This is a genomic window from Mesorhizobium sp. URHB0026 (assembly GCF_054059755.1).
Genome location: NZ_JBSSCN010000001.1, coordinates 5,653,420 through 5,666,542, shown reverse-complemented (window position 1 = coordinate 5,666,542; position 13,123 = coordinate 5,653,420). Strand labels below are relative to the sequence as shown.

At 61.1% G+C, this 13,123-nt stretch carries 15 protein-coding genes; 4 read left to right on the top strand and 11 right to left on the bottom strand.

Annotated elements, in window-relative coordinates; translation table 11 throughout:
• Positions 1-20 precede the first annotated feature (20 nt).
• The 8 genes from ACVWWD_RS27965 to ACVWWD_RS27930 form a co-directional block, all read right to left on the bottom strand.
• Positions 21-854, bottom strand: a complete 834-nt coding sequence (locus tag ACVWWD_RS27965; RefSeq protein WP_023774384.1) for a carbohydrate ABC transporter permease — start codon at positions 852-854, stop codon at positions 21-23.
• Entirely contained in the window at positions 851-1,696 is an 846-nt protein-coding gene (locus ACVWWD_RS27960; RefSeq protein WP_023774383.1) for a carbohydrate ABC transporter permease, read from the bottom strand. The genes ACVWWD_RS27965 and ACVWWD_RS27960 overlap by 4 nt, the downstream gene beginning before the upstream one ends.
• A gap of 51 nt (positions 1,697-1,747) precedes the next feature.
• Positions 1,748-3,067 carry an ABC transporter substrate-binding protein gene (locus tag ACVWWD_RS27955; RefSeq protein ID WP_031248340.1) on the bottom strand — a complete coding sequence of 440 codons (1,320 nt, stop codon included), beginning with the start codon at positions 3,065-3,067 and terminating at the stop codon, positions 1,748-1,750.
• Positions 3,068-3,103: 36 nt separating this feature from the next.
• Positions 3,104-4,129 (bottom strand): LacI family DNA-binding transcriptional regulator, encoded by a 1,026-nt coding sequence (locus ACVWWD_RS27950; protein WP_352565816.1) that lies wholly within the window; start codon positions 4,127-4,129, stop codon positions 3,104-3,106.
• Between the two features lie 167 nt (positions 4,130-4,296).
• Positions 4,297-4,551, bottom strand: a complete 255-nt coding sequence (locus tag ACVWWD_RS27945; RefSeq protein WP_457103533.1) for a GlcG/HbpS family heme-binding protein — start codon at positions 4,549-4,551, stop codon at positions 4,297-4,299.
• Positions 4,484-4,690 (bottom strand): heme-binding protein, encoded by a 207-nt coding sequence (locus ACVWWD_RS27940; protein WP_457103532.1) that lies wholly within the window; start codon positions 4,688-4,690, stop codon positions 4,484-4,486. The genes ACVWWD_RS27945 and ACVWWD_RS27940 overlap by 68 nt, the downstream gene beginning before the upstream one ends.
• Before the next feature lie 48 nt (positions 4,691-4,738).
• Positions 4,739-5,578, bottom strand: coding sequence for an enoyl-CoA hydratase/isomerase family protein (locus tag ACVWWD_RS27935; protein ID WP_023774379.1), 840 nt, complete (start codon positions 5,576-5,578; stop codon positions 4,739-4,741).
• Between the two features lie 257 nt (positions 5,579-5,835).
• Positions 5,836-7,668 (bottom strand): ABC transporter ATP-binding protein/permease, encoded by a 1,833-nt coding sequence (locus tag ACVWWD_RS27930; protein ID WP_352565813.1) that lies wholly within the window; start codon positions 7,666-7,668, stop codon positions 5,836-5,838.
• A 601-nt stretch (positions 7,669-8,269) separates the two neighbouring features.
• Here ACVWWD_RS27930 and ACVWWD_RS27925 point away from each other — a divergent pair.
• On the top strand, positions 8,270-8,785 hold the full coding sequence (locus ACVWWD_RS27925) for a Dps family protein (protein WP_031248339.1): 516 nt from the start codon (positions 8,270-8,272) through the stop codon (positions 8,783-8,785).
• Positions 8,786-9,022: 237 nt separating this feature from the next.
• Here ACVWWD_RS27925 and ACVWWD_RS27920 read toward each other — a convergent pair whose 3' ends face one another.
• The gene (locus ACVWWD_RS27920; RefSeq protein ID WP_457103531.1) at positions 9,023-9,679 is read right to left on the bottom strand and encodes a sensor histidine kinase; all 657 of its coding nucleotides are present in this window, start codon (positions 9,677-9,679) and stop codon (positions 9,023-9,025) included.
• A gap of 374 nt (positions 9,680-10,053) precedes the next feature.
• Here ACVWWD_RS27920 and ACVWWD_RS27915 point away from each other — a divergent pair, with 374 nt between their 5' ends.
• The 3 genes from ACVWWD_RS27915 to ACVWWD_RS27905 are packed head-to-tail and all read left to right on the top strand — an operon-like array spanning position 10,054 to position 11,960.
• Positions 10,054-10,764 carry an SDR family NAD(P)-dependent oxidoreductase gene (locus ACVWWD_RS27915; RefSeq protein WP_023774375.1) on the top strand — a complete coding sequence of 237 codons (711 nt, stop codon included), beginning with the start codon at positions 10,054-10,056 and terminating at the stop codon, positions 10,762-10,764.
• A gap of 24 nt (positions 10,765-10,788) precedes the next feature.
• A complete protein-coding gene (locus ACVWWD_RS27910) occupies positions 10,789-11,025 on the top strand; it encodes a tautomerase family protein (RefSeq protein WP_457103530.1) in 237 nt (78 codons plus the stop codon).
• Between the two features lie 44 nt (positions 11,026-11,069).
• On the top strand, positions 11,070-11,960 hold the full coding sequence (locus ACVWWD_RS27905; RefSeq protein ID WP_352565808.1) for an alpha/beta fold hydrolase: 891 nt from the start codon (positions 11,070-11,072) through the stop codon (positions 11,958-11,960).
• Between the two features lie 168 nt (positions 11,961-12,128).
• On the opposite strand, the gene ACVWWD_RS27900 is transcribed toward ACVWWD_RS27905, so the two are convergent.
• The gene (locus tag ACVWWD_RS27900) at positions 12,129-12,638 is read right to left on the bottom strand and encodes a hypothetical protein (RefSeq protein ID WP_352565806.1); all 510 of its coding nucleotides are present in this window, start codon (positions 12,636-12,638) and stop codon (positions 12,129-12,131) included.
• Positions 12,639-12,700: 62 nt separating this feature from the next.
• Positions 12,701-12,835 carry a hypothetical protein gene (locus ACVWWD_RS27895; RefSeq protein ID WP_023774371.1) on the bottom strand — a complete coding sequence of 45 codons (135 nt, stop codon included), beginning with the start codon at positions 12,833-12,835 and terminating at the stop codon, positions 12,701-12,703.
• Positions 12,836-13,123 lie beyond the last annotated feature (288 nt).

The window sequence follows — 13,123 nt, the reverse complement described above, 5'->3', positions numbered from 1 at the left end:
ACTCCACATTCAAAAAGGTATCAGCCCTTCACCGAGCCGCCGGCCATGCCCTCGATGAAACGCTTCTGCATGAAGACGAACAGCAGGACGACGGGTACGACGATGATGAGGGCAGCGGCCATGATCTCGCCCCAGTCGGAACTGTACTGGCCGGAGAGCAGATAGAAGGCGATCACGGCGGTGACGTTTTCCTGCTTCTGCAGGAAGGTCGTCGCTATCAGGAACTCGTTCCACGAATTGAGGCCGATGATGAGCGCCACCGTGAGGATGCCAGGCGAAACGATCGGCAGCATCACCCGCCAGAAGACCTGCCAGGAGGTGGCGCCATCGACGATCGCGGCCTCCTCCAGTTCCTTCGGAACGGCGATGAAGTAGGTCCTGAGCAGCATCACCGCGAAGGGGCTGTAGAGTGCCGTGTAGATCAGCGCGACGCCGAAAATATTGTTGATCAGCCCAAGCTTGGCGAAGCCGAAATAGAGCGGGAAGATGTAGAGCTGAATCGGCGCCGTCGTCGTCGCGAGCAGGTAGAAGGTGACGATCTTCCACGCCTCGATCTTCCTGCGAGCCAACACATAGGCGGTCAGCGACGAGGTCGAGCAGACCAGCACGATCGTCGTGCCGCTGACGACAAGGGAGTTCACGAAGGTCTTCGAAAACTTCGCATGGTTCCAGGCATTGCCGAAATTCTGCCAACGGATCGGGTCCGGCAGGCCGAGCGGGTTCTGAACGATCTGAGCAGCCGGCTTCAGGGAATTGAGCACCAGAAGCGCGATCGGAAACAGAGCGATGAAGGCGAACAGGGCGAGAAACGCATAGGAAACCGTGAGCGTCAGGCGGCTTTCGACAAGTCTCACTGCTCTCCCTCCCGCGTCTGGATGCGGACATAGAAGAACGTGCCCACCAGCCCGAACAGGCTGATGACCAGCGCCGCCGCGGCGGCCTGCCCGACATTCAGGTCGTAAAAGGCCTTGCGGTAGGCGAGGGTTGACAGCAGCTCGCTCGAAAATGCCGGGCCGCCCTGGGTCATGATGTAGACGAAGTCGAAGGCGAGGAATGACCAGATCACTGTCATGATCATCATGAGCGTTATCGTCGGCCGGATGCCGGGCAGCAGCACGTAACGCATCATCTGGAAATAGGTGGCGCCCTCGAGCCGTGCGGCCTCAATCTGCTCCTGCGGCACCTGGCGGAGCGCGGCGAAGAAGATGACACAAAGAAAGCCCCACCAGTGCCACAGATCGACCGTCGCGACGCCGAACAGCGCCAGCGGCGGTTGTGTCAGCGGATTGGGGACTGGCATGCCGTATCTCTTGAGGACGCCGAAGACCCCGGTGACGGGGCTGTAGATCATGCCTTGCCAGACGCGCGCGGTAATGGCGGTGGCAATGACCACGGGGAGGAAATAGACGATCTGGAAGAAGTTGCTGCCGCGGCGCACGATCAGCAGCATCGACGCGGCGGCAAGGCCCATGATGATCGGCACGGTCAGGAAGACGAACGTCCAGACGAAGTTGTTGCCGAGGGATGACCAGAAGACGCGATCCGCGGCCAACGCCCGGAAATTGTCGAGGCCTGCAAAAGTCGGCGCCGAGATGCCATCCCAATTGCAGAAGGCGAGAACGACTGTCAAAAGTGCCGGAACCAGCACGATGACGACGTTGATGATCATCGTCGGGACAATGTAGAGCCGATGCATGGAATTCCTCCAGGTGAGGGCGACGCATACCGTGCCGCCCTCAGCGGTGTGTCAGGCGCGGGCCGGAATTGCAGGCACCTTGCCCGCGTCCTTTTCCTGCTTGAAGGTATCGTCGAGTTTCTTGAGAAAGTCGGCGGAGCTGGTTTTCTTGAGCCAAACCTCTTCCATGCCGCTGACCAGATAGGTGTCGGTCGCCGGTGGCAGGAAAGTCCACGTCGTATAGCCATACTTGCCCGCGCCGACGGCGGCGGACAGCTCCTTCATGGCTTCCGTATAGAGCGGCAGCACCTTGTCCGACAGCTGCACCTTGGAGAGATCCGCCAGCGGCAGGTTCCATTCGCCTTGCCAGGCCGAGTTCATCTTGGTGTAGAAGTCGTCCTGGAACATGTAGTCGAGCACAGCGGCCGCACCATCGGGATTTTCCGACTTGGCATTGACCGAAAGCGTCGAGCCGATGCCGAGCGGAAAGATCGGATCGCCGGACGCGCTGGGAAAGCCGACGAAACCCGGCTCGGCATTGTTGTCAGGGAAATACGGTTTGACGTTGGTGAAGCTCCAGGTGCCCGTGGGCGCCATGCCCGCTTGACCGGTGGCAATCTGAGCGAAGGCCTGCTCGGAGGTCAGCGAGAAGTAGTTGTCGCCATAATAGCCCTTGTCCCACCACTCGGCCAGCTTGTCGATTGCCGCGACGAAGGCCGGATCGGTCCATTGGATCGCTCCGGTCAATGCTTTGTGGACGGTCTCCGGACCAGCGATCGAATTCATGGCAATCGAGACATGCCACTCGTTTGCCGGACGCCAATCGGCATTGCCGGCGCCGAACGGTACAAGGCCCTTGCCCTTCATTTCATCGGCGAGTGCTTCAAGTTCAGCAATCGTCGTAGGTGCTTTCCAGTTGTTCTTGGCGAACAGCGTCTTGTTGTAGAAAAGCCCCAGCGTCTCATAGGTCTTGGCAAGCGCGTAGAGCTTGCCCTGGTAGCGGCCGAGATCGAGGAACAGAGGCAGCAGCCGTTCGTTCCAACCGTATTTCTTGGCATAATCGTCGAGTGACAGGAGTTGTCCGGCCTGCGCCATGGCGGCGACATAACTCGGGCCTGCGGTGAAGACGACGTCGGGTCCGGTGCCCGAGAGCATGGCGACACGAAGTTGCTTATCGAGGTCCGAGCCGCGGAAGTCGATGCTCAGGAGCTCTTCCGGATGGGCCGCGTTGAACGGGTCCACAAGCAGAGTCTCGAGATTGTCCTGGTTTTCCGGCGATGCCGATTCATACCAGAAGGCCACGGGCTTCTGGTCGGCCGAATAGGCGAGGCGCGGCAGGAGCGGCAGGCTTGCCAGACCAAGTCCGGCTTTCAGAATTGTACGGCGTTGCATGGTTTCTTCCTCCCAGTTTTGTAAGACGGCCAGCATCTAGATGGCTCGTGTCGAGCCTCGTTGGATAAGTTCAAAGGGCATTTCCAGCGCGGTTCCCGCACCGGTCTTGGTGCCGCGAAGCCGCTCCATCAGTGTCTGTGCCGCGCGCGCGCCCATTTGCCATTGAAACTGTGCGACGGTGGTCAGCGGCGGCGTGACCAGCTTCGCTGCGGGAATGTCATCGAAGCCGACGACAGCGATCTCTTTGGGTATCTCGATGGCGTGCTCGCGCAGCGCCTGCATGACACCGACGGCCATCAGGTCATTCGCCGCGAATATCGCTGTCGGCTGAAACGTGCTTGCGAGTATCGCTTCGGCGGCGCGCGTGCCGCCGATCTCCGAGAATTCCTCGTCGATGATAACATGTTCCGGATATCCTGCCCTGGCGAGGGCCGAGCGATAGCCATCAATGCGAGTGGCCTGGGGGCCACCGCGGCCGGCTACCATGGCAATGCGCTTGTGCCCCTGGCCGATCAGGTGGTCCGTGACCGCAAGCGCCGCGGCAAAGCTGTCGACATAGATGTCGTCGACGACGATTTCGCCGCCGCGCTTCTTGGAAGACTCGATCCGCACCACCGGCACCCCTGCTTCGACCAGGGGGCTGAAATCGCTGGCACGCAAGGTGAAGAAGACGCCGATCACGCCATCGACGCGACCCTGACGGGCCCAATCGAGGAAGTGCCGCTCGCGTTCCGGCGTGCCATCGGTGTTGACCGCGATGACGTCGTAACTCAGGCCATCGGTCACCGATTGGATGCCGCGGATCAGCGATGGATAGAAAGGATTGGTGATGTCGGGCACGATGCAGGCAATGGTCATCGAACGGCTGGTCTTCAACGCCTGCGCAAAGCGGTTGGGAACGTAGCCAAGATCCTTGGCGGCCTTGGCGATGCGGGCCCACGTCTCTGCCGGGATCGAAGGAGCGCTACCGCCACCCAGCACCATTGAAACGGTGGCCTGCGAGACCCCCGCCGCCCTTGCCACATCCTTCTGGGTCGCTCTGCCGTTTGCCAACATTGCCATCGATTGCTTAGTGATACGTATTACTGATACGTATCACTAAACGGCAACCTATTATGTGTCAAGGCTCGGTCCCTCACATAGTTGCTATTGCGCCAGGGGCGTCGCTTTACGTCTACCTCGATCTCGGCAGTGCCGAAGGCCTCCCGCGAAATTTGCCCGCGTCGTGGTTAGCGGACAGCAGCTTCGGCGATGGCGACATCCTCATCGGCAGTGCCGCCGCTGACGCCGACACCCGCATAGACCTTGCCTTCTTCGTCGACCAGAGGAATGCCTCCACCCATGGGGCAAAAACGCCCGCCACCCACCGTGGGCAGTGCATACAAAGGTTGGCCCGGCTGTACGAGCGGCAGGATGTCAGCCGTCCGCAGGCGCACAAGGGCCGAGGTATACGCCTTGCGCTCGGAAATCTCGAGCGCGAACACAGGCGCGCCCGCTCATTCGATGCTGGAGCACCAGATTGCCGTGAACGTCGATGATGCATACTGCAACGGGGACATCGGCCTTTGTCGCCTCTGCCTCCACACGTTCGGCCAGCGACTTCGCTTTCGTGAGCAGATCCATTGGGTTGTTCCTTCTCTTTGAGGAGACGCCGTCGCCATCGACAGCGGTCTATCGCGGTGGCAACTCGCCCAGGTGGAAAGCCAGCCGGTTCTCGACATCTCCCGGCGCTTGGAAGCCCTTGGCGGTCAGCGCTTTGATCCCCTCCTGGGCGGCGGGCCGGCTCAGCGAAGCTATGCAGGCTTCCCAACCGGCGCCCAGCTCGACGTCCGGCGTCAGGCTGGTGTTGACCAAGCGCTTGGTCTGCGCGATCGCCCATTTGTCGAACCTGGAGATCCGCGTGGCGAGCGCGTCGACATACGCGTCGAGCTCTGCGTCGGGCAGGGCCTTGTTCACGTATCCATACGCCTCGGCCTGTTCGCCACGGATGTCCTCAGAGCTCAACAAAACCTCCATGGCTCGATTGCGGCCGATGAGGTGGGGCAGGCGGGCCATCGGTCCACCGCCGGCAACCATACCCACGCCAACTTCCCACTGGGAAATGATGGCCTTTTCCTTGCTAGCGAAAGCCATGTCGCAGGACAGGGTGATCTCGCTCCCGTTGCCCGTAGCGCGACCCCGGATAAGGGCGATCGAGGCGACCGGCGCGCGCGTCAGCCGTACAAGAAAATCCGGCCAGGGCGGCAGGCCCGTCCGCCCGGGCGGCAGCGCGAGCATATCCTCGATCCGCGCCTTGAAGTCTGAGTGGTTGAGGAAGTAGCCGTCGACGCTGCTGTCGAACACTACGACCCGAACGTCGTCGTCATCTTCGATGGCGTCGATCAGATGTGTGAATTCTTGGACCATCTGTGGACCCATGACATTGAGAGGCGCGTTGTCGAAGGTGACTCGCCAATAGGCAGGCGTCCGGCGTGTCAGGCGAATTTGCGAAGTGATTGTCTTGGCGTCCACTGGACCCTCCTTCGATGTTACATGCTCAGTGCCTCGAAGATGAGGCATTGCCTTCTGGCCTGCGATTGGACCAACGTATCGCCAGGACCATAGTGTCGGTCTGGCAGGGCAGGGCCGATGGTGATTCAAACGGGCTACTGACCCGTCCCAAGCAGCGGCCGTGCCGCCCCTAATCGCTTTGCGAAGTTCTGCTGTAACAGGCCTTAGCCCGGGATAAGCGCGCTGCCTCGAGCAAGCGCTGGCGCCGCCCGGCACTATTATGAATATCGGTTGCTAAGCGCGGCAGCCGGCGGCGGATCGATGGCGCCGGCCCTGACACGGGCTGGTTTCAGCGCCGGCGCGCCCGGATCCTTCACGATCGTCAGGCCGCGCGGGAAGAACTGGGTGTTGTGCTCGCCGCGCCCGATATTGATGATCGCGGCTCCCTTCAGATGCTTTTCCAGCATCGCCAGCACGCGGCGCAGCGCGGGGCCGTCGAAAGTGTCCATGGCCTCGTCGATTATCACCCATTTCGGCTGTCGCAAGGCGAGCCTGGCCACGCCTAGCAAGCGCTGTTCGTCATCGCCCAATTTATGGTCCCACCGCCCGACGCGGTCGAGCGACGACGACAGCCGTTCAAGACCGACCTCGGCGAGCACCGACACAATGTCGGCGTCACTCGCGGGAGCATGCCTGTTCGCGTGATTGAGCACGTCGCGCAACGTGCCGGCTGGCAAATACGGCACGCGCGGCACGAAGATGAGGGTTTCGCCCTCCGGCAGGCCGATCTTTCCGCTGCCCCAGGGCCAAAGCCCGGAAATCGCGCGGAAAAACAGCGTCTTGCTGGCGCCCGGCTCGCCGGTGATCATGACACGTTCGCCGGGGCGGATTTCGACATGCCGGTCGGAGAGTTTTGTGCAGCCCTCCGGCGAGGCCACTTCCAGCTTCTCGAAAGTCAGGCTGCCATTGGCGTTGTCGCCGAACTCGATGCGCCTTTCCTTGTCGTGCAGCACATCTGTTTCATCGAGTGCAATGCGGAAATCGGCAACGCGCATCAACGTGGCGCGCCAGTCGGCGATGCTGCCGATGTTGTCGATGAACCAGCGCAACGAAGAGTGGACCTGGTTGAAGGCGCCGACCGCCATCATCAGCCCGCCAAATGAGATATCGCCTGAGAAATAGACCGGTGAGGCGACCAGGATCGGCACTACGACGGTGATCCAGCCATAGGTGTCGGTTACCCAGGACAGGTTGATCTGCGCGGTGTATATGCGCCGCAGGGCGCCCAGCAGCGTGCCGAGATCGAGCTCGAGCCGACGCCTTGCGTCGGCCTCGCCATGATACAGCGCAATGGCATCGACATTCTCGTTGACGCGCACCATCGAGGAGCGCAGCTCCGCTTCGCGCGTATAGCGGTCGCTGTTGAGGCTGATCAGCGGTCGACCGACCAGCCAGCTCAGCCATGAGGCGATGCCGGCATAAAGGATGGCGGCCCAGACCATGTAGCCAGGTATGGCCAGGAAAGTACCGCCGATGTGAAACACGAAGCCCGAAGATAGTTGCCACAACACACCGACGAAGGACGCTAGCAGGATGCAAGACTGCAGCAACCCGACGCCAAGGTCGGTCGACAGGTCGGACAGATGCGCGGCGTCCTGCTGCATGCGCTGATCAGGATTGACGCCGATGGCGCCGGCATTGGCCAGCCGGAAGGCGCGCGCCGGGCGCAGCCACTGGTCGATCAGGTCCAACGTCAGCGCCTGGCGCAGCTTCAGCCGGATCATCTGGTTGAGCCAGGTCTGGCCGATATTGAGCACCAGCAGCCCGCCGGCGATCATCGCAAAGACGAGAAGCTGATGCAGGAAGGCCGCCATGTCGCGGCGCGCCAGTGCATCGTAGAAGGGCTGGTTCCAGCTGTTGAGCCGGACCTGGCCGATCGACGTCGTGATGATGACGGCCATGATACCAACCGATGTCCATAGCAACCACTTGCGAACCGGCGATCCCACCAGCGCTCGCCTGATCGTCGCCACCTGATCGCGCAGGCTGCTGGCTTCGACCACCACGGTGACCGGCTGAGCGGCGGCCGGATTGTCCAATTGGTCAGCCATACAGGGATCCTTGCGTTCACGTGCGATGCTGAACTGGTTGAGGAGACTTGACGGCAACCGTTCTCTGACCAGTCCGCTATCCCAGTACGATGGACACGTCGGGCGAATTCCAGGCGAGGCAGGTTTTCAGCTTGATCACCCAGGTCTCACCTGGCGAGACGATGTCGCTGCGCCTCCGCCGCTGGCTCGGCGCCCGAGCCGCATCGCACCACGCGGTAACAGCATCGGCACGAAGTCGCGCGAAAGGCGCTGCACCCACCGGCATGCCCTCGTGGAGGCGTTTCTGCGCCTCCAAGGCGATAACGTTGGAAAAGATCGCCCACAGTCACCGAACCGGCCGCTTCAGCGATGCGTGCACGATGCCCCTTCTGCCCAACACGGTCCATAGAACCTTGGTGTCGGTGACAAGTTGAGCGCCGTCTTCCCAATGTGATCGCGATCAAATCCGGCTTTGCGTCAATTCGCTTGTGAGGACTGATTAAGGTGCGATCTAACCATGCGAGCGCGCCTATACCTTCGTCTGATTGGATCGGAACCGGCAATTCGTATTGTGACATGTCGAAAGAAACGCCAACGCGTGGCCTGTAGAGAGATGTGGATCATGACGCAGCAATTGAGCAAGACAATCGGTTCGGATCGCTTCCTCCGCACTCCGACAGATCTGGGTTCCGACGCTACCCGTGACATTGCTGCCGGCCTCGCCGGCCTGCTCGCCGACGTCTTCGCCCTGTATCTTAAGACCAAGAATTTTCATTGGCACATGAGTGGCCCAAATTTCCGGGACTATCACCTCCTGCTCGACGAGCATGCCGATCAGATTTTCGCGATGACCGACACGATCGCCGAGCGCGCGCGCAAGATCGGCGGCACCACGATCCGTTCGATCTCCGATATTGCGGGACGCCAGCGCATCCTTGACAACAATGCCGACTATGTTGACCCGCAGGACATGCTCGCCGAGCTTCACGGCGACAATAAGCAGTTGGTTGCCGAACTGCGTCGCGTCCATGAGCTGTGCGATAGCTATTCGGATATTGGCACTGCGAGCCTCGTCGAAGTGTGGATTGACGAAAGCGAACGGCGCAGTTGGTTTCTCTACGAGATTTGCCGCGTCTGAGCGGAAAAGCGTGGCAGGCGGCCGACGAGAGGCCGTACGCCCCTGTGACAAGCACGGGCGAGAATCGCGCCTTCGGTGTTGATGCGCCCCCTCCAACTGAACCGCAACGCGCTCGCATTAGACCGGCACGCTGACGCGACGGCCGGGTGCATCAATCCACGTCGACTGTCAAACTCGGCATCGGACCCAACTCATCGGGTCGGATGAAGGATCGAACCAACGACTCGGACCGCGTTGCTAGCCAGTTCCAGAGTGCGCAAGCGAAGTGGCGACCAGGGGGAAGCACACACCCGCAACCGATCCGCGCGGGGTAGATCTCCATTCCAGCGTGCCGCCAAGTTCTGCGGTCAGCGCGCGTATCAACCGTCGTCCAGCTCCCGCGGGGAGGCCAGAGCCCGCGCATCCGTCATCGCGAACAACGCACGAGACGCTGCTAACACCCTTGCTCAGTGTGACGTGGATGGAACCCTGTTGATCCTTCAGGCCATGGCGCGCCGCGTTCCGGACCAGTTCGGAGATGATCAGACCGACACGCCAGCATCGCGCGGCGTCGAGCACGATTTCATCCGTCGCAACGGTCAGCCGAATGCCCCGTTCAACGAGGGACGCCCGCGACAGGCTGGAACACAGCTTCCCGACATGATGACCGAGGTCGATGAATTCCTCGGCGATCGGTACGAGAAGGCATCGATGCGCCTCCGCCATCGCCTGCAAACGGTCCACCGCACGCCTCAACGCCGGCTCGGCTGCCACATTCCCTGGCGATGCGGCGGACGACAAGATCGCTATCGCTTCAGTATATTCGTCGATCACCCGGTGGCTGATCTCTTCAGCCAGATGCAAAGCCACCGGTCGGCACGATGCAAGTGATGGATTCGCAAATCCAGTCGGCATGGCCAGATCCTCCGGTAACGCCGTCCGCCGCGGGATGCCGTTCGCGACGTTACCAGACGACAACAGCAGACCCCAGCAGAACGTTCCATTGCACCAAGGTGTCGGCAATACTTAAGAGGGAGGAACGCCGTATCGAGGAATGGGCGGGTGCGCCCTTGCCGAACAATGATCAACACCCGCCTCCAAATATTGATCGTCGCTTTGGGGCCTCCGATGATTATAAATATCGTGTGACGGGCCACTGTATAGCCACCGATACAAAAGTGTACGCGACACCATTGGACAATGGTTGAGGGCCCCGATTGACCGCAAATCTGCACCACCGGCGGGCCTGGCGCAGGTCAGATTGGTAGCTGCGTATCATCGAGGTTGTTATGGAAACTCAACAGAAAGTGGTCGTCATCACCGGGGGATCGCAAGGCATTGGCGCGGCGCTGGTAGAGGCCTATCTCGACCGCAATTACCGCGTCGTTGCCACCTCGCGCTCTGTCGAACCTTCCGAGAGATCGGACGTGCTTGCGATCACGGGTGATATCGGCGACCCCGCCACGGGGCCGAAAGTGGTCGAGGAAACACTCCAGCGCTTCGGACGCATAGACACGCTTATAAACAATGCCGGCATCTTCCTTGCCGGCCGTTTCACGAATTACTCGGAGGAGGATTACGCCCGTGTCGTGGCGACAAACCTGACCGGTTTTTTCTTCATCACCCAAGCTGTGATCGCCGTGATGGAACGCCAGGGCAGCGGCCATGTCGTCAACGTCACCACCACCTTGGTGAAGCAGGCTAACTCGAAGGTTCCATCGGTGCTCGCCTCGTTGACAAAGGGCGGTGTCGACGCCGCGACCCGAAGTCTGGCGATCGAGTATGCCCGCAGTGGAATCCGGGTGAATGCGGTGTCGCCTGGCGTGATCAGGACCCCGATGCACGCCCCAGAGACGTACGAGACGCTGGCGAGCCTGCATCCGATGGGCCGCCTCGGCGAGATTTCCGACATTGTCGGCGCGGTTCTCTACCTGGAGGACGCCCCGTTCGTGACGGGGGAAACGCTTCATGTCGATGGCGGTCAGAGCGCTGGCCACTGACTCAACCGGTCAATGGAGACCTTCATGCCTATCGTTACCGTTCAACTCACGCGCGAAGGCACCGAGCCCGGTGTGGACCATGTAACAGCGGAGCAGAAAGCAGCCATCTACAAGGGCATGAGCCAAGTACTGCTCGACGTCCTTGGCAAGCCGCTGGACTGGACCTGGGTCGTGTTCGAGGAAGTCGAGATGGAGAATTGGGGTTGGGGCGGGATGCCCGTCGGCGAATACCGCAGGCTGTTGGCTGCAAGGGGCGTTTGAGCCCCATCGCGTCTCCGGAACGCAATACTGGAGCTTCGACTGACATGGCTTCGTCTTCGACATCGGCAACTCTGGCGTACCGCACGGTCGAGGTCGGCGGGTTGGTACTATTCTACCGTGAAGCAGGCCCGCGCGATGCGCCGACCATCCTGCTGTTGCATGGTTTTCCGTCGTCATCGCGCATGTACGATACGCTGCTGCCGCTGCTCGCCGACCGCTATCATCTCATTGCGCCCGACTATCCTGGCTTTGGCCATAGCGACGCGCCGCCGCCGGACAGTTTCGCTTACACCTTCGAGCATCTGGCCGAGGTGATAGAGGGATTCGTCGAGGCGCTTGGGCTGAACTGTTACGTCCTCCTCCAGCAGGATTATGGTGGCCCCATCGGGATGCGGCTGGCGATGCGCCACCCTGAGCGCGTGCGGGCGATCATCATCCAGAATGCCGTGTCGCATAAAGAAGGCCTCGGACCGTTGTGGGAGGCGCGCAAGGCCTTCTGGTTGGACCGCGCCGCACACGAGGAAAAAGTGATGTCCACTTTCACCTCGATCGAGGCCGCACGACAGCGCCATGTCGGCCGCAGCCCCAGACCAGAGCGATACAATCCGGACAGCTGGACCGACGAGGCCGCGATGCTCTCGCGCCCGGGGCAGGGCGCCGTCCAGTCCGATCTGTTCTACGATTACAAAAGCAACGTCGCCGCCTATCCGGTCTGGCAGGCCTGGCTGCGTGTGCACCAGCCGCCAATGCTGGTGGCGTGGGGACGCTACGATCCGTCCTTCACCGTCGCCGGCGCTTATGCCTATGCCCGCGATGTGCCAGGCGCAGAGATCCACATTCTCGACGCCGGACATTTTGCACTCGATGAAAAACTCGACGACATCGTGAGATTGGTCCGCGACTTTCTGGATCGTCAGTTCGAACAGGGGACATGACAAGACCGCGCTTGAGAAGGGCCCCGGCGCTATGACCGCTATAAGGACCCGCCGCTGATCGCATCAACCTATACGCAGCACCGTGGCTCGGTAGGTGGCGCCAGGTTAAAGCACTGGCCGGCATGGCGCTTTGGGCCTGACGGCTGCTCCCCGCCGATTTCGACTTTCTCAGATGAAGCTGGTCTCGCTGATGTCGATCGAGACCATGAGCATGTCCAGGATCGGTCGCCTGTCAGGCCCGCGCGTGTAGGCCAGCCGGCGGCTCGGCAAGCGCAACCCGTTGGCTTCGGAATAATCCGAAATCAGCTGCGCCGCCGCGAAGCCGCCGGCGATATTCACCTGGTAGTCGTGCCGCCGCAGCATCAGGTCCTCGCCGAAGAAGAAATCTTGGACGGCACTGTGCGTAGCTACAGTGCTCGGGAACTCTGCACGCAAGACACGCCACGTCTCGCCGCCCTCCTGCCAGGACTCGGTTTCGTGGAGGCGGACGCCGTCCATGGCGAGCACGAATGGGGTTGTCAGATAGGTCCAGAGGGCCTCTCCATTAAAGTATGCCCGATGCAGCGCGTCCCAGGGCGTGTTCATCTGGTGACCGGCGAAGGAGTCCAGCGGCGCGCGGCGCTCAGCGACGAGTGCGCCGTCCAGCTTCTCGATCGCGATGCGGTCAGGGGTAAACATGGTTCTCTGATCCGACGCTCCATATGGCTGGACGGAAGAGCGTTCTTCATGAAGCCAGACCGTCATGGGTCCTGGATAAGGCCCTTAAGCGCGAAGAAACCGCCGCCCGTGACAATCATAGCCTGAACCTTTTCATGCGCGCGCCAACGCTCGGGTCCGCCGTGAGCATCGAGGATCATCGCGAGCAACTCGTTCATTTCGGATCTCCGCTTGGAGTGACCAGACTAACGCCCTTCCAAGCCCGCCTTGGCTCTGGCGATTGGCATCATGCCCTCTGCAAGACGTCCAGATGGACGAGCTTACTTAATCGGGAAGTCCGGTCCTTAGGCCATAGGACGATGGTGTCGCCGATACCTTCGTAACGATCAAAGAGGCGACCCGAAGAACCGATGGGAAGGTCAGGCATTAACCTTGGGCTCCTCACACCGATCGGGCGCGGGACCTCGGTCGAGGGGTAGGTTCTCGGCGCGTATGGCTGGAAACAT

Coding starts and splice junctions, on each gene's coding strand:
- ACVWWD_RS27955 (WP_031248340.1), bottom strand. CDS start 3,067: ATGCAACGCCGTACAATTCTGAAAGCCGGACTTGGTCTGGCAAGCCTG.
- ACVWWD_RS27900 (WP_352565806.1), bottom strand. CDS start 12,638: ATGTTTACCCCTGACCGCATCGCGATCGAGAAGCTGGACGGCGCACTC.
- ACVWWD_RS27925 (WP_031248339.1), top strand. CDS start 8,270: ATGACGCAGCAATTGAGCAAGACAATCGGTTCGGATCGCTTCCTCCGC.
- ACVWWD_RS27940 (WP_457103532.1), bottom strand. CDS start 4,690: ATGGATCTGCTCACGAAAGCGAAGTCGCTGGCCGAACGTGTGGAGGCA.
- ACVWWD_RS27930 (WP_352565813.1), bottom strand. CDS start 7,668: ATGGCTGACCAATTGGACAATCCGGCCGCCGCTCAGCCGGTCACCGTG.
- ACVWWD_RS27910 (WP_457103530.1), top strand. CDS start 10,789: ATGCCTATCGTTACCGTTCAACTCACGCGCGAAGGCACCGAGCCCGGT.
- ACVWWD_RS27915 (WP_023774375.1), top strand. CDS start 10,054: ATGGAAACTCAACAGAAAGTGGTCGTCATCACCGGGGGATCGCAAGGC.
- ACVWWD_RS27950 (WP_352565816.1), bottom strand. CDS start 4,129: ATGGCAATGTTGGCAAACGGCAGAGCGACCCAGAAGGATGTGGCAAGG.
- ACVWWD_RS27920 (WP_457103531.1), bottom strand. CDS start 9,679: ATGCCGACTGGATTTGCGAATCCATCACTTGCATCGTGCCGACCGGTG.
- ACVWWD_RS27895 (WP_023774371.1), bottom strand. CDS start 12,835: ATGAACGAGTTGCTCGCGATGATCCTCGATGCTCACGGCGGACCCGAG.
- ACVWWD_RS27960 (WP_023774383.1), bottom strand. CDS start 1,696: ATGCATCGGCTCTACATTGTCCCGACGATGATCATCAACGTCGTCATC.
- ACVWWD_RS27905 (WP_352565808.1), top strand. CDS start 11,070: ATGGCTTCGTCTTCGACATCGGCAACTCTGGCGTACCGCACGGTCGAG.